The sequence below is a fragment of the Bradyrhizobium sp. C-145 genome, from assembly GCF_023375135.1.
Classification (GTDB): Bacteria; Pseudomonadota; Alphaproteobacteria; order Rhizobiales; family Xanthobacteraceae; genus Bradyrhizobium; species Bradyrhizobium zhanjiangense.
The window spans coordinates 6,557,632-6,584,421 of the sequence record NZ_CP088150.1 but is presented as its reverse complement, the minus strand read 5'-3'; the positions used below and the strand labels follow the sequence as shown (position 1 = coordinate 6,584,421).

Below are 26,790 nucleotides of genomic sequence, written 5' to 3'. Positions count from 1 at the left end.
GATGGCCGGCGTGAGTCGTTCGGCAAAACCCTTCACGCCCACGCAGGGGCAGTATTTGGCCTTTATCCACCTCTACACGCGGCTCCACCGCAGATCTCCGGCCGAAACCGACATGCAGGAATATTTCCGCGTCAGCCCGCCTTCGGTCCACCAGATGGTGCTGACGCTCGAACGAGCCGGCCTCATCAGGAGGCAGCCAAGAACTCCTCGCAGCATCGAGGTACTCGTTGATCCGAAACTCCTGCCGGAGCTAATCTGATCGCCCGACGCAACCTGTCAAAATCACTGTGCAGAGCCACTAGAGGGGGTTCGCTTGCTGGGTGTACAGGAACGTTGCTATCGCCGCACGCTGCAGATCTCATTCCGGACGGGAGGCCGGCTTGCAGCATGCTGCATGTCCAGAAACCCGGCGCGCCATCGTTGCGCCATAGCAGCTTCCGACAAATCGAAGGATTTTTCGGGGCCGGCTTCTTCGCGGCCCGGCCGGTAGCTCAAGAGATAAACCCGGTCGTTGTGATCCAGGCTCTGAAGCTCGGCGCGAAGCTGGCGCGCTTCTAAGGCGTGGCCAAGGCGCTGGAAGGTTTGGTTGCCGTAGGGCAGATCGCTTTTGCGCTCGGCCGCAGCCTCGAATCCGTCAGGCACCTGACCGTCACGCGCGAAGAGATCGACGACGTAGAGCCGGAGCGAGGCAGGAGTCTCGAGAATCGGATCAAATGGCGCGTTCAGCGAGAACCCGCCATCGCCAAGCCACCGGCCGGCAATCTGCATCGGAGCGAATTCAGGGATGAATCCGCAACTCGCCAGAATATGATCGATTTCGATCCGATCCGACGCAGAATCGAACATCACGGCGTCGCCGCTTTCGAGGTCCGTGGCGCAGATCGTGATGCGGGGATCACTGTCATTCAGACGGCCGAAATCGATCAACTGGCGAAGGCGTTCTCGTGTAGGGCTGAGATCATACAGGCCGCTGAAGTGAGATGCCGGAACGGGCAGCCGGGGCTGGAAGAACCCGCTATGGCCGAACAGGCGCGTATTGATCGAGCTCAGCCAAGCGAAAAGATGGCGACTTTCGTTCGTCCTTGCGGACGGACCGTCTGCATGCCAGTAGCTGCGCAAATTCCGCAGTCGATCGGCACTTGGGCTCCCCGCGATCAGTGCGGCCGTGATCGCACCCGCCGATGAACCGCTCACCCAGTCGATCGGCAGCGCGAGACCGGTCAAGGCTTCGAACACTCCGCCATGATAAGCACCAAGGCCCAGACCGCCGGAGAAGACAACGGCCGTAAGGCATCGCTCCGAGTTCATGATGCGGCTCGGCTTAGTGGAGTAATGCAGCTAGGACAGCTACAGCTCCTACCGGTATCCTCTATAACGGCGTGCATAATAACGCGGATTGACCCCGCAATAGGCGTTCGTTCCAGATGCGCTCGCCATGCACTGAGCATAACTCGCAAATTGGCAATTACCGGGATAGCCCCAAATCCGGCCCTGAAGGCAATAGCGATCCTGTGCGACGGCATCCGTCGAAGCGCCGAAGCTCGCCACGACCGCAGCGGCGGCGGTAGCCATGAGTAAACGATTTTTCATCCGAACCTCCAATTTCGACATTGAACGCCGGCTTTGAAGCGGCGTTCCAAATGCTCCTCAACCCGCATATGGAGTTCCTTGGCAAGGGGCATCTGCTTGCCGAGCTCTCGGCGATCCTGGGGGGCTCGACATCGTGTCCGGCCGAGGTGGATCGCTGATCGGCGGTGTCGAGATTGGTCTATCTAGCCAGACAGAGGTGAGTCTGCGACATCCAACAGTGCGCCAAGACCCTGCCGGAGGCGGCGCGTCGCGATGTTATCGTTGGCAAGCCCAAACACCAAGAGGGATCGCCCGGTCACCACGTAGGCATGCCCGAACTCGAACTCGACCATCCGCGCGTCCGGCTGGTTGGTGTCGATCAGGCCCAACCAACTAAGGCCGTCGGCCACGGCGGGCAAGGTAAAGGTCACAATGTCATGGTGCGCGTTGTACACCAGGGAGCATCCCGAAGCACTTGGTATTACCGTCCTGCCATTGCTCCGTCGTCATCTCCTCGCCGGATGGTGATAGCCAGGTCACGTCCTTGACGTCGAGCTCCTCATTGTGCGAGCCAAACAGGAAGCGACTGCGGTACAGAATGGGGAATGCTTTGCGTGTCGCGATGAGCTTTCGCGCAGATTCGCGGAGGTTGCGGCCGTTCGCGGTGATGCGCATCCAATCGAGCCAGGTCGTGTCGTTGTCCTGGGCGTATGCGTTGTTGTTGCCCTTCTGGGTGTGCCCGAATTCGTCCCCGGCCAGCAGCACGGGTGTGCCATGGGAGAGCAGCATCGTCGCGAGCAGATTCCGTTTCTGGCGCTCGCGCAAGGCCGTGAATTCGGGATCGTCGGTCGGACCCTCGACGCCGCAATTCCAAGAATAGTTGTTGCTGTGACCGTCGCGATTGTCCTCGCCATTCGCCTCGTTGTGCTTGTCGTTGTACGAGACGAGATCATTCAGATTGAAGCCATCATGCGCAGTGACGAAGTTGACGCTGGCCCACGGCCGGCGTCCGCGCTTGTTGAAAAGATCACCCGACCCCGAAATGCGTTTGGCAATGTCGGCGATCGTGCCGGGATCGCCCTTCCAGAAGGCGCGCACGGTGTCCCTGAACTTGTCGTTCCACTCCGCCCATCCCGGCGGAAACTGGCCGACCTGATAGCCGCCCGGGCCGATGTCCCAGGGCTCGGCGATCAGCTTCACGCTGGAGAGCACGGGATCCTGGCGGCAGGCATCGAGAAAGCCGCCGCCTTCGTCGAAGCCGTAAGGCTCCCGCGCCAGGATGGTTGCGAGGTCGAAACGAAAGCCGTCGACCCGCATCTCGGTGGCCCAATAGCGCAAGGAGTCGGCGACCAGCTGGAGCACGCGCTGATGCGAGAGGTTCACGGTGTTACCGGTGCCGGTATCGTTGATGTAGTAGCGCCTTTCGTCCGGCAGCAGGCGGTAATAGCTGGCGTTGTCGATGCCCTTGAATGATAGAGTTGGGCCGAGTTCGTTTCCTTCCGCGGTGTGATTGTAGACGACGTCGAGAATGATCTCGATGCCATGGGCATGGAACTGGTTGACCATGGTCTTGAACTCGTTCGCAAACGGCGTCTTCAGGTAACGCGGCTCCGGTGCAAAGAAGGCGATGGAATTGTAACCCCAGTAGTTGCGCCGGCCTTTCTCGACCAGATAGCTGTCATCGACGAATGCATGGATCGGCAATAGCTCCGCACTGGTAATGCCGAGCGAGCGCAGATAAGTGGGAACCTCCGAATGCGCGAGGCCCGAGAACGTGCCCCGGTCTGCTTCCGGAACGAGCGGATGCAATTGGGTAAACCCCTTGACGTGCATTTCGTAGATGATCGTTCGATCCCAAGGCACTTCCGGCTTGCGCGCTGCGCCCCAGGTGAAGGCGGGGTCGATGACCCGGCACTTCTGCATCAAAGGCGCGCTGTCGCGCTCGTCGTAGGAGAGGTCCTTCTCGGTATGGTCGAGCTGGTAACCGAACAGCTCTGGCCCCCAATGCAGATGCCCGACCAGCTGCTTGGCATAGGGATCAAGCACGAGCTTGTTGGGATTGAACCGGTGTCCCGCATCGGGTTCGTACGGACCATGGACGCGGTAGCCGTAGACGGTGCCCGGACGGGCAGAGGGCAGATAGCCGTGCCAAACTTCGTCGGTATATTCGGGGAGTTCGATCCGCTCCAGCTCGGTCTCGCCTGTGTCGTCGAACAGGCAGAGCTCAACTTTGGTGGCATGGGCCGAAAACAGTGCGAAGTTGACGCCTAACCCATCCCAAGTGGCGCCGAGCGGAAACGGCTTGCCTTCGGTGATCCGGGAGCGGCGCAGGCTTGAGGCCGCCCGTGTCAGGGCGTGGTCTGAATGTACTGGTTGATCCATCTTCCCCCCGAACTAGTCCGTCAGAATGTCGGCGCGGTCGCCGCGACCTCGGTCCGTTGCCGGCTCGCTGGCGGCCGCCGAGGCGATCACCGGGGCGGGAGGCACCTTGGCCGGCTTGGGCAGCGCGGATGCTCTTTGCAGCGCGGCCTCTTTGCTGATAGCTGAAATCGAGTTGCCGATCCGCCCGACGATACTGGTCAGCTCCGCGTCGGATAGTCTGAGACGCTTTTTGACGAGGCGCACCTGGGCGCGGTCGGTCAAGTCGAGTTTGTTGCGGATCGGTTGCGGTTTCGGGCGGCGCATGCGACAGCTCCTGTCCATGACGTAACAGTCGCGCCTCTGATTCCGTTCCTCCTCGTGCTGCAAATCCTCGGCTCCGCACCCAGGAGGAACGAACGCGCACAGCTCCGCTTTGTCGTCCCCTCGGTCTGCCAGCGGACAACCAGGCCGCCCAAGCGTGCACCCTCGCCCAGCAACTTTCGTTGAGACGAAACGAAACCGCGCTTGATCAGCGGCACGATTTTTTTCGCGACGAATCTTCAAGAGTTGGACTGTCAGCACTCGAAACTCGGTGCTGGCTGGAGTCCGATCAATCCGCGTCCAGTCAAGCTTCGATGCCTGGAAGGTTTTCTCGTCACAAGGGTCAGGTATCCGGGCGCGCATCTCTGGTGTCGAGAAAGCCTTGAAATGGGCAAACTCCTTACGCCGTCCCTCGCGTGTCAGTTCGGCAGCCTCCCCGCCCCAGTCCGCGAAGAACAGGAACGGTGTGTCCGCCGCCGCTTCTTCGCCCATGAAAAGCAAAGGAATATGCGGACTCAGCAGCACTAGCGCCAATGTTTGGGAGAGCTTCTCCGGACTGACCAGTTTGGACAGCCGTTCCCCGAAAGCACGGTTGCCGATCTGATCGTGGTTCTGGGCGAAGACGATGGTGGCCTCCGGCGGCAGATGAGCGCTCGGCTCGCCGCGCGGCTTGCCGTGGAGCGGAAAGACCTCGCCCTGATAGGCAAAGCCTTCTGTCAAGGATCGCGCGAGATGTTCGAGAGGCTTATCTGCGAAGGCGCGATAATAGCCTTCATCCTCGCCCGTGAGCAGAACGTGGAGCGCGTTGTGAAAGTCGTCATCCCATTGCGCATCGTAGTATTTCGCGCGCCCCTGTGAGCGCTCGAGCACATGCACCTGATTGGCCTCGTTCTCCAGCATCAGATGCACGTTCTGGCCAGAAAGCTTGTTGCGAACGGTCTCGGCAAGCTCGATTAGGAAGTGCCGCTCGGAATCATCCTTCAGGGCGTGGACTGCGTCGAAACGCAAGCCGTCGAAGCCATAGTCGCGCAGTCACATCGGGGCGTTCTCGATCAGGAACTCGCGTACGAATGCGCCGTTCTGTCCCTCGAGTTTCGTTCCTGATCCCGCCTCGTTCTTCCAGCCCGACGAAGTCGGCGCGCCGAGCGAGGTCGTCGACATGGCAACACTCCACGACTCAGTGCTCTATCGCGGCCGTCCGTGGGCGGAAGCGGTGATCTACGAGCTGCACGTTGGCACGTTGAGCGAGGAGGGCACTTATGCGGGCGTCGAGAGGAAGCTGCCCTATCTGCGCGAGTTGGGCCATCACCGCGATCGAACTGATGCCGCTCAATGACCTCCCTGGCCGTCATAATTGGGGCTATGACGGCGTGCTTCTGAATGCGCCAAACGCCCGCTACGGGAGACCAGAGGACCTCAAACGGCTCCTGCGTGCCGCGCATGCCCTCGACATCATGGTCTATTTCGATGTCGTCTATAATCATTTCGGACCACAGCTGCTATCTGCATAGCTACGCGCCATACCACCCGCTGGGGACCTCCCGTCACATGGGGTGTCGTTCAACCTGTGGGCGCCGACGGCCCGATCGGTCGAGCTGCTCGAGCTCGACCAGCCGCCCCGCAGCATGCCGCGCGATGATGATGGTTGGTATCAGTTACTGAGCCAAACGGCGCGCGCTGGCACACGTTATCAGTTCAGGATCAACCAAGATCTCATCGGATGGAGATGCTTTGCAGATCGTGGCCAATTTCGCCGATCGGGAACTCCCCATGCCGGCGGGGGGACGGCGAAACCCTGTGGCGATTGCACCCACCTGGCACCGAGGGACTATTGCCGGGCGACATTACCGTGCGGCTGGGGCAGCAGGCGTGACAGGCCGGCAAGGAGCGCTTGCGGTGTCTTTCCGTTGAGGTGGCAATTTACTGCCGTCTCGCCGGAAAGAAGGTGAACATCACCGGGAGCTACAGCGGCACGGCCGCGCGGTGGCGATCGCCTATGCCCGGGAGGCGCGGATATCGTCATCTTCTATTTGAGCGAGGACGCGGATTGCGGAAGAGGTCAAGGCGGTGGTGCCGCGAGAAGGGGCGCAAAGCCGTCTTGATGCTAGGTGACATCCGCAATCCCGACGCCGGTCCATCGTCGCGTAGCTTGGTGACATAGACAGGGCATCGATCTCAATGCGGCTGGCGCCCGTGAGCGGGCGCCCTTGCTCTGATTGCAGTCTGACAGTTGAAAGGCCCAAGTCCGGGGAAAACTTGGGCCTCTGCCCCTTTGCTTGAACTTGATCGCGCAGTGCGTCCCTTGCGGGACAAAGCCAGGTCTTCTGCTCTTCAAATCGCGCGCCGTTGTCGTCCGGCGACGAGACCATACACCAAGAGCACGATGATGGCGCCGACCACCGCACCGATGAGTCCGGCACCTTCTCCCGGACGGTACCAGCCAAGGGCTTGGCCAAGGTAAGTGGCAACGAAGGCGCCGACGATCCCGAGGATCGTCGTCAGGATGAACCCGGAAGGTTCGTTGTCACCTGGCATGATGAATTTTGCGATCACCCCCGCGAGAAAGCCGATGATGATGGTCCAAATAATGCTCATTCTCCGCTCCTCCTGAATAAAAACAGCCCAGTTTGAAGGCTATGAGGTCGGTAAACGCTCCTCGGGTGTGTACTTGTCGATCGCCTGTTGAAGCTCGCGCGATAAACTTGCGAGAATCTCCACCTGAGAAAGCCCGGTTTCCTTCTCAAGCTTGTCCAACACGTCGGGGCCGATTGCTTCCCGCAGCTGCGGGGGCGATATGTCCTTGTTCGGCCCCGAGCTGACCCAAGACCGAGCCTCGTCCCCATGGCCGTTTTGGTTGAATTTCTCCAGTAGCTCGCCAATTCCTCCCTGGAGTAGTCCTCCGACACCCGCCCCGCTGCGCATGCCTGTGAGATTGCCGAGCAGACCTCCTAGCGGTTGTTGGGCATTGGCCGGCTCTAAAGATCCGGATCCCGGACCTCTCAGCAATTCCGCCAGCTTGTCTCGATTCTGATAGCCCGCAATAGCGAGCAGCCCAAGAAGCGCAGTCATGGACGGCATTCCGCGGCTCATCGCGTAGCTCCCTGACAAGGTTCGACAGCTCGAACTCGGACTGTCCACTTCTGTTCCTACGATTGTTGTCCGTCAGTTGAATTTGGGTCTGTGTCGATTGCCTCTGGTGCGAGTGGACGGCACGATACTCCACGAACACTGGGCGATAGAGGAGCGACACATGGGGGAGGGGATCTTCCTGGCCAACCAGAAGCTTTGATGCCGGGCTCTCAAGGGTCGATCACGATGGCCGAAAGACCCAAGAGCCGTTCCCGAAAAGTTCAACGAGTGGCCGCCGCTCTGAGGAGGGGCGACGTCTCTAAAGAACGCTCACCGGCCTTGCACTCACTAGGGCTCGAGAAGTCCCAGAAGGCGCTGCCGGTCTCGTTCAAGAACGCCCTCAAGCTCTGCTTGGGGCGCCCCGTCTCCTGTTTACTTCGCTTGAGTTCAACAATACGCGCTTCGCACACGGCCAATCGCCCTCTCCTTCAATGACCTGGCGTTCGACGCGTCTCAGTTGATCTGAAAGCGCCGCTTTAAACGTGCGACGCTGCGTTGCCGCGGAAACGCCTCCTGACCAAATACATGATCCCGAAAACGCCAAACAGCGTTTCACTGAACGCTCGTCTTAAAATAAGTACGGAATGTACGAAGCGGCGGCCGTTCTTGATCCGCTTCCTCGGTCATCTCTCTAGCGCTTGCTTGAAGTCAGCCGTCCGAACTGAGCGACAATTGCGGTTGTGAAACATGCGTTGCGTCTCTCTCGCGGCGAAGAAGATTGCCGCGGGCTTGACGAATGAAATGCAACAATGACTTGAAGTAAGTAGCAGTTATATTACGATACAACCATCGCCGCCGGCTCGCAAGTGTGCTGACTGCGCTATCATCCGTCTCGTGATGAGCTTGCTAGGCGGATTTAGGTTAGACAGTGAGCGGGGCGAGAGGCACGCGTCACGAAACTGTCTTGAGCAACATTGTATCGAGATTTGAAGCTGAAAGTACTTCCAGATGGCTGAGGCACTGGCCGCCTCAACATCATGGTGTTTGCGAGGGGAGCATTTGATGAAGCTGTACCTGCTGGATATGGGTTCGAAAATCTATGGAGACTGCATTCTTGCCGTAGAGGGCGATCGAAGCATTCTCATAGACGGAGCGCATCCGGGAGATTGGAATTCGAGCGGAGATACTCCGTCTATCCCGGATCAGATTTCTAAAGTGCTCGGTAAGTCTCCGTTCAATGTCGACCTGCTGGTCGTCACTCATTGCCATTCAGACCACATCGGATGCCTGCCGAAATTAGTACAGGACGGGACAATCACCTTCGAGCAAGCGCTGGTGGCCGATGGGAACCTCGGTTTTCCAACCGATGGCGAGGATGCCCCGATGGATGCCGAAACGGCAAAGGTCGTGGCTGCAATCGTCGAGGAGCCCCAACCCGAACTGGACGGTCCAGCATTGGACCAATTCCTCGCAGATGCCGCGAACCTTTCGGCGAACTATTCGGCGATGCTCACGAAACTGAAGACCGATCGGACAAAGATCGTACGCTACACCGGCCCATCAGCCAAGGTGACTCAGATCGAGAAAGACTTCGCGGATTTCAATTTGAAAATTCTCGGGCCGAGCGCCAAACACCTCAAGATTTGCAGCGACGAGCTCAGGAGGCTGAAAAACAAAGCTCGACATGCGAGCGACGCTTTGAGACATACCGACGCCGCCCTGCAGGCTGCGGATATTTACAAGAAATTGCTCTCCGCCTCCGGCGCGAAGGGAGCCGACGCTGCTGTCGACGACATCCAGGAGTATTTGGACAGAGTCGGCCCAGGCGCTGCCTTAAACGATCAGAGCATCGTCCTCAGTCTCGGAAAGACCGGGCAGAGGATCCTGCTCACCGGCGACATGCAGCTCGCAGTGCCTGAGGTCCCCGGGCTGGACGAAGAAATGGCCTCCATGATTGAGGAGATCAAGAAGGGCGGGCCATACCAGTTCGTCAAGTTGCCGCATCACGCGTCATATAATGGCTTTGACGAGGAGGTCCTGAAAGCCTTTGAAGAGGCCCAAGCCTTCGGAATTTCGACGGGCAGGGGAGACCCTGGCCACCCGGACCCCGGCGTGCTGAAGCTGCTCGAAAGCATCAGCGATAAGTATCACTGGGCAAGAACTGACAAAAACGGGGTCATAACCGTTTCCTTCGTGCGCACCAAACTTAACGTCGGCATTTCCGAGGGCGACCTCGACGATCCGGCTCCCAACGCAAGGGATGTCGCCCCAACGGAGCAGGAGCAAAATGAAGAGCCGGGCGGGCCTCAACCCCCGCCACCTGCCAAGCCCGTCCTTTCCGAACCTGCTCAACCCCCAGCGAAACGCGGCGAGGCCGTCGTGCGCCGGATCGTGGGTGAGGAAGTGGAAGTCATCGCAAGGATCCCGCACACCAAGACAAAGGTGACGATCACGGTTGAGATCGACCCAGCCGATTCAGGCGCCGCACCAGGTGCGGGACAACACGACTTTGGAAAAAAAAAGATTCCTCCCAACCTGCCGCCCCTTCTGTTCGTAACAAATTCAGAGCGTCTGACTGAGAACATCGGCAAGGCGGAGGCAGCTGGAATTCTCAGTGCGATCGCCCCGGCGCAGCCGATGGTGGACTTGGCACAGGAATCCGATGCGTTCGCTGCGATCCAGCGGGAAGCTCGCAATGCCTCTGTGAAGGGGGTCGTCATTGTCGGAGGCTATGACGTCGTTCCATCCGAGCGATACGACACGCTCCCTCCAAGCTTGCGCGGCAGTATCGGACCAAGCGCTCGCAACGATCCTGATAACTTCATTGTCTGGAGTGACCAGAGCTATGGAGACCTGGATGGTGACCATTTGGCTGACGTGCCGGTCTCCAGAATCCCCGACGGTCACACGGCCCGCGTTGTGGAGGCAGCGTTCAAACCCGGCGCATCGCCGCCAACGAGCCGCTTCGGCTTGCGGAATTTCGTGCGCCCGTTTGCTGACCAGATCTATTCAGGCGTTCTGGGCGCCGAACAGATGCTTACATCCGAACAAGTACATTCGACGGCAATCCCCGGTAATCTATCGGCAAAGCTCATCTACCTCATGCTTCACGGCTCAGACACCGACACCTCGCGTTTTTGGGGCGAGACGCAAGGCGACATGCTTGAGGCGATGACGGTCAACAACGTTCCTGACCCCTGCGGAGCCATCATATTCGCCGGATGCTGCTGGGGTGCGTTGACCGTACGCACGCGGGCAGCGGTATATAGGGCCGGCGATCCGATCCAAGTGGTCACCCCGGCCCAGTCCGTCGCGCTCTCTTTCCTGGCGGCGGGGGCTAATGCTTTCGTGGGGTGTACCGGCGCGCACTACTCGCCAATGGACGGGGACCTCAACTTCTTCGGTGCCCCCATGCATTCAGCGTTCTGGAAGCACGTCAACGCGGGAAAGCGGCCCGCAGAAGCGCTCTTTCAAGCCAAGATCGATTACATAAAAGGCATGCCTCACGGGCGAACGAAAATCGAGGAAATCGCGATCGAAAACAAGATTCTGAGACAATTTACCTGTCTTGGACTAGGCTGGTGAACGAATATATGATGGCAACGAACCCCGTTTCGCAAAGGTGACATCATGGCGGGAAAATCAGACCTTTTCAGTGGCCCGCTCGAAGATTGGGAACCCTTGGATTCACCCCCAAAGGGGCTTGATTCCAATGCTCCGCCCCCCAAGCCAGACCGAGTGGCTCAGGAATGGAGTAAAGTTGCTCGGAAGTATGCCGCAGATTCCGGCGGCTCCGGTTCGCCGTCTGAACACTCCACCCTGGTGCGGGCGAAGAAGAAGGGATCCCGGGATACCGACGTGAACGCCAAAACCTTCGTCTTGTCTGGAAACAAGATCGTCGGCTCACAGGGCTAATTGCTGCAATGCAGCATTATGACCGTCGCCGGTAGCAGGCGGCGGCTTTTTCGTACCGAGTTTCCGGTCTCGGTTTCGCGTCTCTTCAAGTGACGCTTTCCGGATGACCGCGCTCGCGGAAAACTTTGTCAACAGACTGAATCCCAATCAAGTTTGAGCGGCGCCGTTCAGCGAATCTGCTGAGTTTGCGCGGGAGCTCGGCGGTTCCGGCCGGTTCATGTGGATCAACGAGCCCTTATCACAAGATATGATAGTACGGCTCGACCGGGTATCCGGTGTCTGAAGCGCCCTATAGTTGCACCCTATGGGGCGTGTATTTTCTGGTTCCTTTCTGTCTCACGCTGAACTGGCAGTGCCGATGGGCTTGACAAAATATAAGGAATTCCTTATATGCTTGTTTCATTCGAAGATCCCCAATTGGGAGACGCGGCTGATGAGTTGGAGCAGCTTGGGCACGATTTCGCCTGCGAGGTCCTGCTGTACCTCCAGAAAATTCATAGCGGAGCGGTGGACGCCAGAGATCTGTCGCCCTTCTATACGTATAGGGGCATTGAGATGTTCCATGCGGTCGGAGCGACCAAGTTTGCAATCTTCGCTATCGAAATTGATGATGATGGCGACGTGGCGGTGACGCTGATGCTCGCGGCTGAGCATGGCGTGCCGATGTATGCTGGAGGGGCCTCCTGGAATGGCAACGACTATAGTGCATTGAAGACCGGAATACTGAATGCGCGAGCTTCAGTTTGGTTTGTATGAAGAGTGGAGGCTGCAATGGTCAAACTCAAAGTCGAAAAAAGCCACGAACGTAGACCGCAAGCCGTTGCTGAGGTCAGCAGCAAGGGGCGCGGTCGCCCGCTCGCCGACCTTGTGGAAAAAATCGAACATGCTGATCCAGGCCTTGCAACTGAAAAGAAACTATCGAGCGCGGCGATGCGTGCTGGTGAGTTGGTTCGAGCCATGCGCAAGGATGCCGGACTCTCACAGTCTCAATTGGCAGAAAAGCTGGACGTAAGCCAAGCTCGGGTTAGCGAAATTGAATCGGGAGTCGGAATCCAAGGACCAACTTGGGATTTGATGGAACGAATTTCAGTTGCATGCGGCAAAACGCTTGGGGTTGCTGCGTCCAGTGATGATCTAGAACTCGCGGCTCACATGCCTATGGCTATGTAGTCTGGGTCTGTCGATGAGAACCTGAAGTAGATGGGGTACTCTTGGTGGGACGCACTCAAAGATTTTCTGGGCGCCGCGAGTCCAATATTCATTGCAGTGCCGTGGCTGAGAGATTTCTGGCTGCGTCATCGGAAGTCGCAGGTCGAACAAGTCGAAGCAACCGGGCGCCTCGGTCGGTTAAAAGTATCGATCGAAGGTGCAATCCGGCAAAAAATCGAATCGCCGAAAGTCGCAGACTTCGTGTGGACCATCCTTGGTCTCGCGCTGATACTCGCGAGCTTTTTAATCGCGTTTGTTCGAGGTCTCAGTGATCTCCTCGGACCCAGCTAAGTCTCGCGATGGTGCCTCGCATTGAGGCGGTGTAAGTCGTCGGTACCTTCCGGCAATGTCTATGACAGCTGATTGCGGAAAGCGGTTTGTGGACTCGTCCGATCGAGCGGGGCAATTCGCAAATCCAGGCGAAAGCTTCCCTACCTGTTTTCGGTAAACCCGCGGACGCCTGATGATTGGGCCGCATGTACGTCGTTGACATCGATACCGCACCAGGATTGGTGCCGCGCGCGCTTTCGAGAACCGCACGATAGGAACATCGTCGCGCAAGCTCGAACCATCCATAAACGCCTGCAGTGTGGTCATTCGCCCCTTGATTGAGCGGAATCGAACCTCGATCGGCGTCTGCATCGAGGATACCGTTCGCGCCCCAAAGTTCTGTTCCCCAGACGCTCGCCGATCAGCCCGTGTTAGCGATGGCGCACGCGGCGATTCGCGCGGGACTGGATGTGGATTATGTGTGCTCCTCAGCCCGCCAAAATGTAATATCGAGACGGTCACGAGCGTATCAGCCGCCTCTCGGCGCGCTAGAGTTGCCCGTGTGATTTTTGAGAATGTGATGCGATAAGTTGAATTGGGGGCAACGCAATGAAAAAACCTACTCTTTACGATGCGCTCGAACAGTTCGAGGCAATAGAAGCAAATCTCGCGAAGCTTGAAAGACTTTGCGGCGATGTTGAGAGCTTGATTCCAACCGGAATTTCATTTGGTTCGGACCCAGCCTATGAAGACAAATGCCGTGCAGCGGCTGCAATTCTCGAGCACATGCCCGCTATCGACGGCTGGCAGCTCAAGCTTGAGTTCTTCGATCTGGACGAGATTGCGCAGATCAGGTTTGATTTGGCGGAAATTATGGAGCCCGCCGCCGAAGCGAGTTTTGAAAATAGCCTACAGGAGCCTTCCCGGCAACTTCGCGAATATCGGTTCAGGTTCAACCGCAAGCGCCGGCAACTAATAAGACACGCCCTTGACGACGCAATCGATCAAGTCGATCGCCTAATCCGGGCGACTCGTCCTGCCATCGAAGCAATGGAACCGCGCGATTCGATCCCGAAGCCGCACTTGCCGAGCTGCGCACCCATTTCAAGGAAATCACCACGCTAATGGGCAGCAGTATGCCGCGTCCCGATCGTTGGAATGAAATGGGCCGCCATCTGCATTTCGGGCAGGCTTGTGACTTCGATGATGTCGAACGTGTTGACTGGCCGGCCGCCAAGGCGAGCCTACGAAAGAGCCTTTATGGTCAGGATGACCCGATAGCCGTTAACGTCGGCGATCTCCGGGAGTTGATAGCGAGCAAGCCGTCTGGACCGATACCGACGAAGCTCAACTGGGCGAAGCTGACCGAAGAACAGTTCGAACGGCTGATTTTCTCGTTAATTGCATGCGAGCCTGGCTACGAGAATCCGGAATGGCTGACGCAGACCCGCGCCGCCGACAAGGGGCGGGATCTGTCCGTCACCCGCGTGGCCAAGGATGGGCTATCTGGCCATTTACGCGCGCGGGTCATTATCCAATGCAAGCACTGGCTGGAGCGCAGCATTTCGCCAACTGATGTCGCTCTCCTTAAGGAGCAGATGGCCCTATGGGAGCCGCCGCGCGTCGATGTACTCACTATCGCAACAAGCGGCCGCTTTACGACGGACGCAGTGGCGGCCATCGAAAAGCAGGGGCAAGCGGACCGGGCGCTCAGGATCGAAATGTGGCCGGAAAGTCATCTAGAGATGCTCTTGGCGGCGCGTCCGGCCTTGATTGCTGAGTTTGGACTTCGATAGCGCGAACATGATGTCCTTCGCTGAAAGCCCTAATCGGCGCCGATTGGGAAGGTCTCAATTCGTAATTCATCAAAGCCTCGTTGTACAACCTTGGCAGCCTCCGCACTGATTGAGGCTCTTTCGAACTATCTTGCCATCGCTCGATGGGCCGGAGGCTGCCGGTTTGCGTCGATGTCTGCCCGCTCGACGTGCTCAGGATCAGCGATCTCACCGGCAAAGCCCCGGATGACGCCGATGCGGGGTCCGGCTGCAAGCCGCGCGTGCGCTGGGGGACTTTGATGCCGTCGACATCGCCAAGGCGCTGACCGGCATTCTTGTCGATCCCGACCCTGGATCGCGCAGGTGGCTGCGGACATTCTGGGTGAGCTTCGCGACCCTGCGGCAAGTGCGATCCTGCTGCCACTGGTGGTGCATTCGTCCAGCTTCGTTCGGGCGGCGATCCTCCGCGCTTTGAAAGCGCTCCAGGTCGGCGCATCGCTTGGACCGGCCATTGCGGCACTCGGTGACGATCACCCTGCGGTGCGCGCGCAGGCGGTCGGCGTGATCGGCTACCTCAAGCTTACCGAAGCGCTGCCTTCTCTGATCCATGCGACTAGGGACGGACATCCCAACGTTAGGCTTGCCGCGATCGATGCGCTCTCATTTGCACGCAACGACGCCGCTGCCCAGGCGGCCGCCGACGCGCTTTCAGACCCTGAATGGCAGGTGAGGGCAGTCGCCGCCGAGACGGTCGGGCGGATCGGTCAAGCCTCAGTGGCCAAAGTGTTTATCGCCGCGTTGAACGACAGTTATTGGCTGGTTCGTCAAAAGGCGGTACAAGGCCTGGGCAAGCTCCGGTTCGAGAGGCCGTAGGCTCCATTATACCATTCCTCGATCATCAGCTGCCCTCGCTCCGGAAGGACGCCGCTGCCGCGCTTGGCGAGATCGCCGATCCCTCAGCTCGCGACGCGCTAGTCGCACGTTCGCGCGATGACGATCCGGATGTGCGCAAGACCGTGAGCTGGGCGCTGGGACAGATCCGGGCGCGAGTTAGTCCGTGATCGGCAAGTATCGAAAATCGGGAGCATTTTCCGAATGGCATGACTTGGGGATCGAGTCGCGATCAATAAACTCAGTGCTGTGTGCTCGGAGTGCCAAGCGCCGCAGAATCAAACTTTCCGAGCGGCGCCGAAAGCTGTCGTCGGACTTCGGTGATGTGATGCGGTTATGACAGATGACGACACTCAGGTGCCCCCGAAGCATCAGAGGGTCGTGGTGGGTCGATAGTCGCATGCGCCGCCTTCACGGATCAGTGCATGACAATTGCTATTTGACGAGCGTCTGACGACGCCAACTCTCGACGGCCTTGTCGAGCGCGGCTGCAGCCCCTGAACCGGCCCAGCGATCCCAAAATTCGATCGTGCCGCTGAGCGGCTCGTTGACCGGCTTGGCGATCCGAATACGCGTGGGCAACAAAATAGCATCGCCCACCACCAGAGCCTCGCCAGTGTCGAGTACTGGCAGCAGATCACCGAACCCACCAAGGCTGTCGGGCAACAGACGGCGCACCACTGCCTGATCGTCCCCATTGGTAAGCCGCATGGCAATCAGATTGTTGCACTGACTGACGACGGTACGATTCACCTCGGCAGGCCGCTGGCTAATCACAACGAGGCCAACGCCGTATTTTCGGCCCTCCTTGGCGATGCGCTCGAAGGTTGCGATCGCATTCTCAGCAGCGCCGGAGGTGGCATCCTGGGGAATGTAGAGGTGCGCCTCGTCGCAGAACAACGCCACGGGATGGCGGGCGCCCTGCGCGCTCCATTGCTGCACATGAAAGGCCATGCGCGCGACCATGCCAACGATCAGCGGCAAGATGTCCGAGGGCACCTCTGAAAAGTCGATCACTTTCACCCCGCCGTGACCACCCTTGGCGGCGCGTCCGCCCAGTAAGAACGTCACGGCTTCGTCTAGCCACTTATAGTTATCGGCAACGCCCGCGGCCGGAAACAGGAACCCAAGTCGGCGGTCTGTGCGCTTGCCTTCGAGGCGCTGGATCAGGCGGCTGAGCTTGCCGTGAAAGTCGCCTTGCTTCTCGGTTCTAGCGCCTGGGACCATTTCCGTGTTCAGGCGATTGAGCTCAGCAAGTACCGACGCCATCGCGAACGGGACGGGACTGTCGATCGTGAAATTGGCGAGGACTTCGCTATGGCCTCCGGCAGTCAGAAATTTGGTCTTCGCATCAACGATCGCGCGGGACATGACCATGGCCTGATTTGGCGCGTTCTGGTCGCTGCGGTCGACGAACATCGAGACGAGCGCCTCGTAGCTCATTAACCAGTAGGGAAGATGAAGCACGCCGTCGGCGAGACCCTTGCCCGCGTCAATATCGCCCGGACCCGCGACACGAAGGTGTACGAAACCTTTGCCGGCCATGGATGCATATTCGCCGTGCATGTCGAACACTATCGCATTGGCGCTCTCAAGCTCGGCCACTTGTTCGAGGAGACGTGCGGTCGTCCATGATTTACCAGAGCCAGTACTGCCCACGACCAGGGCGTGGCGCTGGAAAAGCTTGTTGCCGTTGACGTAAGCCTCGGCGTTGGGATCGAGAGTATAGGCGCCAAGCGACAGACGCTGGGCTCCCCCAGTCACCTCGGAGATGACGCCCATGAAGCGGGTCAGCCGTTCGCCCTCAAGCGCGAAACAGCATGCATCGATTTCCGGAACCGTTTCGAGCGTGCGCCGGAATACGTTGGCGCGTGTTCCGTCCCGGTCGAGCAGTGTGCCAATCAACGTGATACGGACCAGATTGACCTCGGGATGGGCCTCGTCGGCACCTTCCACGTCCGCTACTTTTGCTTCCTCGAGCGCGGTGCGCGTGATCTTGTGGATGACGCCGATCAGCTTGTGGCCTGCCATGCTGCTCTGGAGTGCGACCAGCCGATTGACCTGTAGTGCGCGCAACGCCTCTATGTCGTCGACACGAACAATCACGGTTGCGGTGTCGACCGATTGGACGCGACCGAGCGCCTCTTCATCAGCAAAGTTGAGGATGCTCATGGGCGTGTTCCTGTTACGTGATCTAGAAATTGATCGAGACGCCAAAGTGGCTTGTCCAGGTCGAAACCTGCCGGCGCATCGTGCATATACGCGCGCGCCCCAGCGGCACCGTCTTCAATGGCGAGATAGCGCCTGCAACGGCCGCCGGTCAGAAAGGCCTTGGCGGTGGTCGTCAACTCTTTCGTGATTACGACGAGGGGTATGGAATCGCGGTTGCAGCGTTCGATAAGTTTGGTCTGGAGATGCTCGTCATTGAAGCCGTAGCCGACGCAGAAATAGGAGCGAGCAGTTTCCAGCGCTTTGTCGCTGCAGCTGAGGATTGTGCGGAACGGCTCGACATGGGTCAGGCGATACTTGTCAATGCCGGGCGTGATCATGAGCGGAGCGTAGCTCGCCGGGATAGTGAGCGCACTTCTCACGCCGACGATCTGGTTGGCGGCGTCCTGAAACCAATCGAGTGACCCATGGACCTTCCAGATGGCCACCGTCCGTGATGGTCGCCCGTTTACGGTCACGCGGGTGTTGGGGGTCCGTGCCCGGGTCTGAAGATAACCATAATTGAAGCCTGTGAACGTGCTCACACCGACCGCGTCGGCGGCATACTCCGCGAGCCGGTCATAATTGGGCGTGACGACATGAATAGTCGTGTGCGTGCTGTCGAACACGTGCCGATAGAGCCTGGTGAGCGGCAGGGCGTGCCGATCGACCAATAGCGACTCAAGAACGGCCAGATCGAAAGGCAGCAGAAACTCCCGGGTCGCGCCTGCGATGAACTGCGTTTGACGTTCGGTAGGGCGGACTGCCTGCAGCGCAGTTTCAAGGTCAACGCCGGCTTTGAGTCGCCCAAGGAAAGATGTCCATTCCGCATTCTCTTCGCCTGTCCATCCAGGAGGAAGCGCAGCCGCAGACAAATGCGCCGCCAAGGCCCACATACCCGGCACACCATGCGCCGCCGAAGCGCCGCTTCCGAGGATGATCACGGGGGCGGTGCTCAGCGAATTCTGCGCAAATTCCTGCGCGATCTCGGCCCTGCTCTTGGCCGCCATGCGTTTCTTCCTTGATTAGGCTGATTGGAGCTAGGCGATTCGCCGTGATGAGCTTCGCGCCGTCATGCAAGCGTGATCCGGCTAGCCTCAAGACCGCGATAGGCACTAGTGCGGCAGCTCAAGACGATGACTTGCATGCGCTCGGCGGCTTCAGCCAATATCTCGAGCATCACGTCGAAACGATCATCGTCCGCAAACACCAGCGCGTCGTCGAGCACAAGTGAAGCCGGTTTCCCCTTCTCGATGAGCAGGTCTGCGAAGGCGATACGCGTGAGGACGGCGAGCTGCTCCTGAGTCCCCTTGCTGAGATCGTCGGTAGCTTCCTCGCGTCCACCACGCAGCAGCAGCGTCGGGCGGAGATCCTCCGCGAAGGTGATCGACGCATTGGGCAAGAGCCGTCCTATGAAGGGGGCGACGCGCTGCGTGATGGGAGCCACGAACCGACGGGCGGCCGCGCGTTGCGCTTCGCGAATGGCCTCCACCAGCATTGCCAGCATTTCTGCTTCTTCCTTCAGCCTGGCATGTGCTGCCGCTGCGGCATCCGCGAGCTCGACGGCGGCTGCCACCCGACTGGCCGGTCCGATGCCGCCAAGCGTCTTGGCACGTTCTTCGAGCTGGGCAATGTCGCTTACAAGACCCAGCCTGTCATTAGCGAGTCGCGCTCGTCGCTTGCGCAGATTATCGCGACGCTGCACCAACACAATCTCATCGAGCCCCTCAACGGCCCGCCGCGCTTCGTCGCGGGCAACGATCGCATGCGCTTCAGCTGCCTTTGCGTCGGCCAACGCGGCGCCGAGTGCAGAATCGTCCAAGGCTTCGAGCTCGGTCGCGAGCTGGTCGTCGAGCCGCGAAACCTCGGCTGCGGCGCGCTCGAGCCGGCCAGCCAAGCGAACATTCGAAAGCTGTGCCTCCTGCAGCGTCTCGAGCGCAGCCTGTCGGCGCCCCTCAGCTTCGTGTTCGGCGGTGCGTGCGGCCTGCCAAGCCTCATCGATATTGCCGTCAATTCGATCAGTGCCATCCCCGGTGATCTCGGATGGCCGTTCTTCGGCGGCAAGCGCTCCGCGCAGAGGATCAAGGCCTGCAGCAATACGAAGCTCTAAATCCTCGGGGCAGGATGCCACCAGCTGAGCCGACAGCAGAGAGGCTGCTTGGGCCGCCTCCTCACGCACTCGCGCCGCTTTCCTGGCGGTCATTGTATCGGCACAGCCGACATCGGCGAGAAATGCGGCGAGATCCTGCTCTGCGGCACGAAGCCGGGCTTGCGCAGGCGCTCCGGACGCAGGCGGCAAAACTGCCACGCTTCCAATCCCGTCGAACTCGAGGGTTTGGATGTCGGTCACGAACACGCGCGCGCTGCCCTCAACCACAGCGCCGTTCAGGCGCACTTGCGGCGCAAATTGCAGCAAATCGACCTCGAGAACGGCCGCGCCGGCGGTGGCGGCCGCCTTAGCCTCGGCCAGGGCCTGCTCGAGCCCCTGCAACTGCGCGCTCGCTTCCGGCGTCATCCGGGCAGCCGCGACTTCGTCGCGACGCGCCTGCAGCTCGACCGCTATCTTTTCGGCGGCTTCGAGCCGGGCAAAGGCGGCGGCAAGCGCGCGCTGACGTATCCGCGCAGTTTTAGCTTGCTGTGCTGAAAGCCGGTGCTCCTCGGCCGAGCGCAGCGCGGCCCGAGCGATCTCGAGCGCTACGGTCGCCTCGCCTTCGGCCTTCCGGGCCGAATCCAAGACCGCGTCATGATCCGCGGCCGCCTGGCGTGACGTCGCCGCAGCTTTCCCTGCGCGCTCCAATTGGTCGCGCAGCTCGCGCCGAGATATTTCACGGGCTTCCAACCGCGCGCGCTCGCCGGCAGCTTCGCGCAGCAATGCTTCCGCGGTGCGCAGTGCTTGTCCAGCTGACCTGGCGCGATCGATGTCGGATTCCAGCTTGACGAGCCGTTCGCTCTGTTCGAGATCCTCGAGTTCGCGAACCAGCCGCCGTCGCTCGCCGCGCTTCGAATCGAGTCGATCCAGCACGCTGTCGAACTGCTCCAACTCGGCTTTCGCGAGGCGCGCCTCCTCGGCGGCAGCGGTTGCTGTTTCCTGGGCCTCAAGAAGGCGGCGGGCAGGGCGGCCCGTCGGGGTCTGAAAATCAGCGAGATTTCGTTCGACGGCCTGCAGCACCGTAGTCGTGCGCTGCCCGCCGGTCACGGCGCCGACTTCGCCGGCCAAGACTTCTTCGAGCGTCCGACGGGCACCTTGCCCCGGGGGGCCAAGCACGAAGGATTGGCCTTGCTCTACCCATAGCAAACCAAGCGCCCCGCGACTGTCATCGTCGGCGCCGCGATTGCTGGCGCGGCTGAAACCGAGCAGTGCTTGCAGGCGTTCTTCTGCTTCGTCGCCTGTCGCGCGCCCATTGGGGCCCTCAAGCTCCACAGAAGCGTTCTGAAGGAAGCGTTTGCGCAGCTTCCAGACCTTGCCACCAATCTCGAAGGTCAGCTCGACGGTGGGCGCCACGTCATCGCCATGCGGCCGAAACGATCGAATGCGATCGCTTCGTGATCCATGCCGTTCGAACAATACGGCTCGCAACGCCTCAAGTGCTGTCGACTTGCCTGCCTCATTCTGGTCGCACACCAGATTCAAGCCATGCTCAAAGCCGGCTAGGCGAATTGGCCGGCGGAACTTGCGGAAATTCTCGATGGCGAGTTCCCGGATCAGCATCGGCGCGCCTCCACGCGGTCGGCCCGGTGCTGCTCCACATAGAGGCGTTCGAGCGCGGCAGCAGCGCGCTTGCCGAGCACACCACCTTCCGCCGCCAACGCCTGCAGACGTTCAGCAGCCCCGCGCAGCACTCCATTGGCATCGATGTCCGCGAACTCTGCATCGGTCGGACGCGCATGAAGATCATCGAGATTGAGGTCGAGCCAGCGCACTTCGTGTGCTAACTCGCTTTCGATCCGGTCGCGTAGAACGACCCGATCTGTGAGCGTAATCAGGCCGGATAGTCTGAGGCGCAGGACAAGGTTTTGGCGTTCGCCGGCGCCGGCGAGGCCAGCGAGCAACCCCTCGAGGTCGGCCCCGCTGCTAAGCGACCAGCTTTCCGCTGTCCACTGGTAGCGTCCGATCGGCAAGTCCGCCACCCTCGGAGTTTCGGCCCGTAGGTCAACGCAAAGCGCGACACCGCTCACTTCGCGGTCAAAATCGTCGGGTTCAGGCGTGCCCGAATAATAGGTATTGGGATCGATCTCGCGTCGGCTGTGCCAGTCGCCGAGTGCAAGATAGGTCAGGCCGGACCGGCGCGCTCGATCTGCCGCAATCAGGTTAGCAGCCATTTCCCCGGAACCGAAATCACGGATCGGGCCATGTGCAAGGCCGATGCGCTTGGCGCCGGCTGGAATCTCCGCATGATCGAACCAGGCAGTTGGATCGTCGAGCGCCCGCTTGAACTGCAGCGGTGCAGGAAGGAGCCAGAATCCTTCTATGAGTTCGAAGGGCTGCGGCTCGAGGCACACGGTCACGTTCTCGGGCGCCTCGCCAACGAGGCGGCTCCAGAGACCATAGGCACGCGCCGGATCGTGGTTGCCCGGCAACAGCACCCAACGGATGTCTGAGGCGGCCTTCATACGCGTAAGCGCCTGACGATAGACGCGGTCACCTGGTTCCGGACTATCGAACACATCGCCGGCCACCAGTACGATTTTCGCACCTTCGCGCCGTGCCGCGGCGGCAAGCGTGTCAATCGCATCGAGACGCGCTTCGAAAAGAGCAGCACGAGCCTGGTCAGGCACTCGGCCAAACGGCTTGCCGAGCTGCCAGTCCGACGTGTGTATGAAGCGCATTAACTTCCCCTACCCAAGCCTAAGCATGCGCTATAGCGCGTCGAGTGAATAGTATGAAATGTCATCCCTCCCGATTTTCTGTTGAAAGGGAGCATTCCGATCGTGATCTCAGTACTGCTTTTTAGTTGCGAGCACCAGGAAGCAACTAGCCCACAGCAGGCATGTGCTCCTACATAGACGCCATCGGTCCGGTCGGTTGAAATGCGTCGAAGAAGGGCATCGAAATGAAGAATTTCACCGTCAATGCGCGGATCATTGCATCAATTTGGATCCAAGAGGACCGCCGCCAAAACGCTGGTGGCGCTGACTTGGCGGCGGGCTCGGATGCGGGCTTGCGCAAGGAGCGCGACCCGACTCTGGTGCACCACATATATGATCTCCACGAAACCGGCTGGCACTACGATACGGCTAAAGTCGCCGCACTCACGCATGACGTGATAGAGGCGGATGCGCAATCGCGGGATATGCGGAATCCCAGCGCGAAATGGTTCATGATGACAAGCCGGATTGCGACACAGCGGTGGGATCGCTGAGTTCATGGCGCGATAAACTCGCGGGTCTTTTTGATTTAACAGAACCCGAAATGGCCCGCTTCATCGCCTGCACGGAGATGCCTACCGGCGAGCCGGAGTGACGCACCTTTGGCTCGTCCTTCACCCAGTTCTGCGCAACGCGGCCGAAATCGGAGATCGGCGCGCCGGTGACCGCGTCGTTCGCGCGCAACGGCAAATGGCTATAGTTCTTCAGCTCGGCATCGTAGTCATGTTCGGCCTGCGAGAAGGCGGCCCGGATGCACTTGTCCGTTACGAACTGGTTGATGTCGAGATCGGTGTCGGCGGGCTTGAGCAGCTTCAAGGTCCTTATCGAAGCGGCTCCATGCGCCAATGGGTAACGATGATGCTCAAGCGCTTTCAGACCAAGCACATCATCAGCATCGAGGGCAGTGTAATCCGCATCAGACGGTTCGATCTGCTCGAGAGACTTCTGTTCAAGGATTAGCTCGCGCCCCGATCTCTCCCAGCGACCAGCTCACGGCTTGTGCACATCTGATCGTAATCGCGCACGTACGACTTGCGCGTCGCGACCGGCTGGATCGTCGATCTCTAAGCGCGGCCGTGTATCGCGCGGCGAATGCGCGACTGCGCTTGGACGGTTCTAAGCAATCATCAGTTTACGTATCTCAGGTAATCGGCGGTCACTGATTTCCCCTGAGCTACATGTATCTGACCTCCAGACTCTCAAGCTGATGTCGCGACCGCGCTAAGTGCCTTATCAAGAGAGAACCTGGTTACGGAGCCATCCTGAAATCGCACTCCAAAACATTTCGTTGTATATCCTTTTGCCCTCTCATGAGTGGCATAGAATGCAGCGGGCGCCGCTGGCACTGGCCAGTTCGTTCTTTTGCAATACTCTTCATATAGATACTTCAATGCTTGGAATTGGTCGGCGGGGACATCTGCGTCCAGAGGGGCGTCCTTTAGCATTGCGCCGAAGTAGGACTTGGCCGAGGAAATGCTGTCGAATTCGAGGTTTGGACCCAGGTCGATTGCTTTGCGAGCCATGCACGGTCTCCAGTAGGGGATTGAGAAGTGCCGTCCACAACTATAGACTGTACTAGGCAACGGCTACCAAGAACTGCCAATGTAGCAGTGTCGTTCTACCGTGCATAGACGTGCTAAAATGCTCGATCAGCGAATCAGGGAGCGTTGCTTAATGTTTTTGAAGATTGGAAGGGACTACATTAACACGGCGCAGATTCGACGCATCCGTCCGTTCATAAAGGAAAATGATGCTGGACATTATGTCTCGGTAGAGATGCTTGATGCGAAAAGATCGAAGGTCACTGCCACGAAGACAGTATTGCAGCGCTCACGCGACACTATCTGCCGGCACCTGCTGGATTCGAGGTTACAAGCTGGGCTGGCAATCCTGACAAGCATCAATCGATCGGAGAGCCATTGAAGGAGATGTTGGTCGGCTTCGCTTACGATGGCTTTGATGAGTTGTGTCCGGTCACCGTCGAATCCGGTGTGGTGGAATCACCTTACAGTTTGAAATTTCCAAATGGGCGTGTCCGGGCGTCTTGGGGCCAGGAGTTCGAGTCCGAAGCCAAGACGATGGAGGCTGCCCAGAAGCGATTGGGGTAGCCTGCCACCGCAACTTCACGAAATTCGGGGAACGCCTCTCGTGAACCTGAGCGGTGGACGGAGGAATCCGGATAGGACTGAGCCACCCCACGTCAGGCGCACTTTTCATCAATTCTCGCGCGGAAGCTTCGCTATTGCTCTACAGCTCTACACGGCCTGATTTCGATGCACCGAGCGCAGATCGGTTCGCCTTCGCCAAGTGGCGGCGCGAGAACCGCAACACTGGCAAGTACTTTTCTTCGCGGTAATCACAGCGAACGCTTCGGCGTAGAACTGAGTGGGTGTAGCGCTTGCGCCTACAATTTCGACCTCATACCAAAAAACAGCGGCTTCCCACATCGGCGCGGCGCAAACGGACAGCCCATTTCGACCTCCTTCCGTAGCAGCCGACTTTGACAAGGGCTCTTCGATGTATTCGGTGGAGCAGGATCGGTCCGCCGGCGGAGAGCCAATTCCAACACTGTGTAGCCGGCCAGTTCTGCGAGGCCTGTGAACTCATACACGAACCAGGAATAGACGATGCATTGCGGGCAGTACTGAATTCGCGCCTATCTCTTCCGGTAGCGCATCAGACAACTGGATCGGCTCGATCATCGCCTGCAGATCGGCAATAGTCATCGAGCGGGCCCCACTCACGTCTGCCTGATTGCGAAACCGAGTATCGGCTGATGGATCGATGAAATGGATTTAAGCATGCTCCGTCCATCGGCACGTCGTTACGGCGTGAACCGCTTTTTGCGGCGGCCCAATTGGAATCGGCTGCCATCCGACGCAGAATACTCGAATGGGCATCGAAACCGAAATTGAAACCCATATTGCCGCTATCGAAGAGGTTTTAGGGGTTGCATGTCGAAAGCCCGAAGTTCCCTCTCAACTTCGGACTGCCCGTGCCTCGCGCTCTATTGTGCTAGAGCGTACCTTTTTCGCGAGATCGCTTCGACGCCTCGAAATCTCGCCGAAAGGTTTTGTACTCGTAGATCAAGCGCCATGTTGCCGTAGAGCTATCACTGGCCGTGAGGCCGAGTTGAATGAAAAGGTTGGAAGTCTCGAAGTTCGTAAACCACCTGGATTGACCGCCGCGTATACCTGCAACGAAGTAACCCGATTGAGCGTATATCGATTCACCGAGCCTGTGAACTTGAGGGCCTTTTCCGTATTTGTCGGACAGTAGACTAGCTAGCTCAGTGTAGCGAGCGACCGCCGCACTACCTGTCGGGTCCTCGCCGAACGGACGGCTGGTTATTAGGACACGCCAAAGCTTGTCGTTAAACCCAAATGACAACAGGGCGGCGCTCTGGTCGGCTAGCGCCTTCTCCATTTTCGATGCGAGTAAGTCTTTCCGAAGTCGGTTCCTTCAATTTCGTTGAGTTCAATCCCTTTAGCTTGGACCTCGGCGGAGGAGCTTCCCCAAACGAGACCAATCGGTGCGTCTGTTACCGACACTTGCGCTTGTGCGAGCGAGGTGACGCATGATGCTACCAGTGTCGCGGCGGAGAACAGGCTCAGAGCATACTTCATAATGCGTCACGATCCTTTACGTCCTTGCCGGGTGGTTGAACAAGCTTGTTGGAATTCTCGGCAAGATTCGGGAGCGGCATTGGGATTCCATGCTTCGCAGAGTAAAATTTCAACCGGAGTTGCGATACGCTTAATTGGTCAGTTTCTGCCTTTAGAAGAGACATCGCTTGAACCAGCCCTCCGGAGTACCTGGCGGCCTCAAGCTTAGAGGCTGCGGCCTTCTTCTCTGCCTGCGATATCTCTTCAATGATCATGTTGAGTTCTTGGTCGGATGCGCCATGAACCGGCCGGCCGTCCAACCTATAATCCAGCGCGATACGTCTGATGTAAGAAGCTCGTTTTTGGTCGAGCATGGCCAGCGTATTGCGCGCGATTGCTAGCCGAACCTCGATTAGAGATTTGAGGAGTCCCGTTCCGTATTTTTCACTCTCCGTTTGCGTGGCCGATATCTGTGCGGCGAGAGCGGCCCTGTCTCGATCGATTTCGATTGTCGAGACCTGTGTCTCTTGAAGTACGACCCCGAGGGTGGCGCTCAAGACGACGCTTACGATTGTCAAAATGGCTATTAAGAATTTTTGCACGTTTGCCCCGGGGTCGCAGATCATCCCGCAACTTATGGGAGTGCACAATAAAAAAAAGCAACAGGCTCGACTTTGGTCGGGGTGTTCTCTTCCCGTGTAGCGCGCATTCATAATCGCATCGCGACCGCT

At 59.0% G+C, this 26,790-nt stretch carries 26 protein-coding genes and 2 pseudogenes; 14 read left to right on the top strand and 14 right to left on the bottom strand.

Translation table 11 applies throughout. The features are described from left to right. Positions 1-336: 336 nt before the first annotated feature. From LRP30_RS30980 to LRP30_RS30965, 4 genes and pseudogenes are all read right to left on the bottom strand, one after another. The gene (locus LRP30_RS30980) at positions 337-1,308 is read right to left on the bottom strand and encodes a patatin-like phospholipase family protein (protein WP_249757245.1); all 972 of its coding nucleotides are present in this window, start codon (positions 1,306-1,308) and stop codon (positions 337-339) included. 48 nt (positions 1,309-1,356) lie between these two features. Next, positions 1,357-1,590, bottom strand: coding sequence for a DUF3551 domain-containing protein (locus tag LRP30_RS30975; protein ID WP_249757244.1), 234 nt, complete (start codon positions 1,588-1,590; stop codon positions 1,357-1,359). A gap of 182 nt (positions 1,591-1,772) precedes the next feature. Next, positions 1,773-3,951: pseudogene (gene glgX, locus LRP30_RS30970) on the bottom strand (glycogen debranching protein GlgX). 12 nt (positions 3,952-3,963) lie between these two features. After that, positions 3,964-5,259: a hypothetical protein gene (locus LRP30_RS30965; RefSeq protein WP_249757243.1), complete on the bottom strand. Its 1,296-nt coding sequence runs from the start codon at positions 5,257-5,259 to the stop codon at positions 3,964-3,966. 88 nt (positions 5,260-5,347) lie between these two features. Here LRP30_RS30965 and LRP30_RS30960 point away from each other — a divergent pair. Together LRP30_RS30960 and LRP30_RS30955 are read left to right on the top strand one after the other, a co-directional pair. Continuing rightward, positions 5,348-5,769, top strand: a pseudogene (locus tag LRP30_RS30960) (alpha-amylase family glycosyl hydrolase); the annotation flags it as partial. Between the two features lie 35 nt (positions 5,770-5,804). Beyond that, positions 5,805-6,200, top strand: coding sequence for a hypothetical protein (locus tag LRP30_RS30955; protein WP_249757242.1), 396 nt, complete (start codon positions 5,805-5,807; stop codon positions 6,198-6,200). A 382-nt stretch (positions 6,201-6,582) separates the two neighbouring features. Here LRP30_RS30955 and LRP30_RS30950 read toward each other — a convergent pair whose 3' ends face one another. Together LRP30_RS30950 and LRP30_RS30945 are read right to left on the bottom strand one after the other, a co-directional pair. Further along, positions 6,583-6,846, bottom strand: a complete 264-nt coding sequence (locus tag LRP30_RS30950; protein WP_249757241.1) for a GlsB/YeaQ/YmgE family stress response membrane protein — start codon at positions 6,844-6,846, stop codon at positions 6,583-6,585. Positions 6,847-6,885: 39 nt separating this feature from the next. Further along, on the bottom strand, positions 6,886-7,341 hold the full coding sequence (locus LRP30_RS30945) for a YidB family protein (RefSeq protein WP_249757240.1): 456 nt from the start codon (positions 7,339-7,341) through the stop codon (positions 6,886-6,888). A gap of 1,041 nt (positions 7,342-8,382) precedes the next feature. Between LRP30_RS30945 and LRP30_RS30940 the strand changes: the two genes are divergently transcribed. The 8 genes from LRP30_RS30940 (at position 8,383) to LRP30_RS30905 (ending at position 15,550) form a co-directional block, all read left to right on the top strand. Further along, a complete protein-coding gene (locus tag LRP30_RS30940) occupies positions 8,383-10,905 on the top strand; it encodes an MBL fold metallo-hydrolase (protein ID WP_249757239.1) in 2,523 nt (840 codons plus the stop codon). 45 nt (positions 10,906-10,950) lie between these two features. Next, complete coding sequence (locus LRP30_RS30935; RefSeq protein ID WP_249757238.1) at positions 10,951-11,235, top strand: hypothetical protein; 285 nt, start codon at positions 10,951-10,953, stop codon at positions 11,233-11,235. A 390-nt stretch (positions 11,236-11,625) separates the two neighbouring features. Continuing rightward, a complete protein-coding gene (locus LRP30_RS30930; RefSeq protein WP_249757237.1) occupies positions 11,626-11,991 on the top strand; it encodes a hypothetical protein in 366 nt (121 codons plus the stop codon). A 15-nt stretch (positions 11,992-12,006) separates the two neighbouring features. Continuing rightward, a complete protein-coding gene (locus LRP30_RS30925) occupies positions 12,007-12,405 on the top strand; it encodes a helix-turn-helix transcriptional regulator (RefSeq protein ID WP_249757236.1) in 399 nt (132 codons plus the stop codon). A 918-nt stretch (positions 12,406-13,323) separates the two neighbouring features. Continuing rightward, complete coding sequence (locus LRP30_RS30920) at positions 13,324-13,839, top strand: hypothetical protein (RefSeq protein WP_249757235.1); 516 nt, start codon at positions 13,324-13,326, stop codon at positions 13,837-13,839. Continuing rightward, positions 13,839-14,510, top strand: coding sequence for a restriction endonuclease (locus LRP30_RS30915; RefSeq protein WP_249757234.1), 672 nt, complete (start codon positions 13,839-13,841; stop codon positions 14,508-14,510). The genes LRP30_RS30920 and LRP30_RS30915 overlap by 1 nt, the downstream gene beginning before the upstream one ends. Before the next feature lie 342 nt (positions 14,511-14,852). Then, complete coding sequence (locus LRP30_RS30910; RefSeq protein WP_249757233.1) at positions 14,853-15,362, top strand: HEAT repeat domain-containing protein; 510 nt, start codon at positions 14,853-14,855, stop codon at positions 15,360-15,362. Then, entirely contained in the window at positions 15,302-15,550 is a 249-nt protein-coding gene (locus LRP30_RS30905; RefSeq protein WP_249757232.1) for a HEAT repeat domain-containing protein, read from the top strand. The genes LRP30_RS30910 and LRP30_RS30905 overlap by 61 nt, the downstream gene beginning before the upstream one ends. Positions 15,551-15,815: 265 nt before the next feature. On the opposite strand, the gene LRP30_RS30900 is transcribed toward LRP30_RS30905, so the two are convergent. The 4 genes from LRP30_RS30900 to LRP30_RS30885 all read right to left on the bottom strand — a co-directional run bounded on the left by LRP30_RS30900 (position 15,816) and on the right by LRP30_RS30885 (position 22,415). Next, positions 15,816-17,552: an ATP-binding protein gene (locus LRP30_RS30900; protein ID WP_249757231.1), complete on the bottom strand. Its 1,737-nt coding sequence runs from the start codon at positions 17,550-17,552 to the stop codon at positions 15,816-15,818. Then, positions 17,549-18,598 carry an SIR2 family protein gene (locus tag LRP30_RS30895; protein ID WP_249757230.1) on the bottom strand — a complete coding sequence of 350 codons (1,050 nt, stop codon included), beginning with the start codon at positions 18,596-18,598 and terminating at the stop codon, positions 17,549-17,551. Before LRP30_RS30895 ends, LRP30_RS30900 begins: the two co-directional genes overlap by 4 nt. A gap of 62 nt (positions 18,599-18,660) precedes the next feature. Beyond that, positions 18,661-21,297, bottom strand: coding sequence for an AAA family ATPase (locus tag LRP30_RS30890; protein WP_249757229.1), 2,637 nt, complete (start codon positions 21,295-21,297; stop codon positions 18,661-18,663). Continuing rightward, positions 21,291-22,415, bottom strand: a complete 1,125-nt coding sequence (locus LRP30_RS30885) for a DNA repair exonuclease (RefSeq protein ID WP_249757228.1) — start codon at positions 22,413-22,415, stop codon at positions 21,291-21,293. Before LRP30_RS30885 ends, LRP30_RS30890 begins: the two co-directional genes overlap by 7 nt. 224 nt (positions 22,416-22,639) lie before the next feature. Between LRP30_RS30885 and LRP30_RS30880 the strand changes: the two genes are divergently transcribed. Continuing rightward, positions 22,640-22,948, top strand: coding sequence for a hypothetical protein (locus LRP30_RS30880; RefSeq protein WP_249757227.1), 309 nt, complete (start codon positions 22,640-22,642; stop codon positions 22,946-22,948). On the opposite strand, the gene LRP30_RS30875 is transcribed toward LRP30_RS30880, so the two are convergent. Further along, on the bottom strand, positions 22,905-23,270 hold the full coding sequence (locus LRP30_RS30875) for a hypothetical protein (protein ID WP_249757226.1): 366 nt from the start codon (positions 23,268-23,270) through the stop codon (positions 22,905-22,907). The genes LRP30_RS30880 and LRP30_RS30875 overlap by 44 nt on opposite strands. Before the next feature lie 21 nt (positions 23,271-23,291). Between LRP30_RS30875 and LRP30_RS45045 the strand changes: the two genes are divergently transcribed. Continuing rightward, complete coding sequence (locus LRP30_RS45045) at positions 23,292-23,414, top strand: hypothetical protein (protein WP_256477628.1); 123 nt, start codon at positions 23,292-23,294, stop codon at positions 23,412-23,414. 239 nt (positions 23,415-23,653) lie between these two features. On the opposite strand, the gene LRP30_RS30870 is transcribed toward LRP30_RS45045, so the two are convergent. After that, positions 23,654-23,977 (bottom strand): hypothetical protein, encoded by a 324-nt coding sequence (locus LRP30_RS30870; protein WP_249757225.1) that lies wholly within the window; start codon positions 23,975-23,977, stop codon positions 23,654-23,656. 151 nt (positions 23,978-24,128) lie between these two features. On the opposite strand from LRP30_RS30870, the gene LRP30_RS30865 reads away from it, so the two are divergent. Together LRP30_RS30865 and LRP30_RS30860 are read left to right on the top strand one after the other, a co-directional pair. Beyond that, complete coding sequence (locus LRP30_RS30865; protein WP_249757224.1) at positions 24,129-24,377, top strand: hypothetical protein; 249 nt, start codon at positions 24,129-24,131, stop codon at positions 24,375-24,377. Beyond that, on the top strand, positions 24,374-24,562 hold the full coding sequence (locus tag LRP30_RS30860; protein ID WP_249757223.1) for a hypothetical protein: 189 nt from the start codon (positions 24,374-24,376) through the stop codon (positions 24,560-24,562). Before LRP30_RS30865 ends, LRP30_RS30860 begins: the two co-directional genes overlap by 4 nt. A 495-nt stretch (positions 24,563-25,057) precedes the next feature. Here LRP30_RS30860 and LRP30_RS45040 read toward each other — a convergent pair whose 3' ends face one another. Beyond that, the gene (locus LRP30_RS45040) at positions 25,058-25,180 is read right to left on the bottom strand and encodes a hypothetical protein (protein WP_256477627.1); all 123 of its coding nucleotides are present in this window, start codon (positions 25,178-25,180) and stop codon (positions 25,058-25,060) included. Between the two features lie 896 nt (positions 25,181-26,076). Then, positions 26,077-26,685: a hypothetical protein gene (locus LRP30_RS30855; RefSeq protein ID WP_249757222.1), complete on the bottom strand. Its 609-nt coding sequence runs from the start codon at positions 26,683-26,685 to the stop codon at positions 26,077-26,079. Between the last annotated feature and the right edge of the window lie 105 nt (positions 26,686-26,790).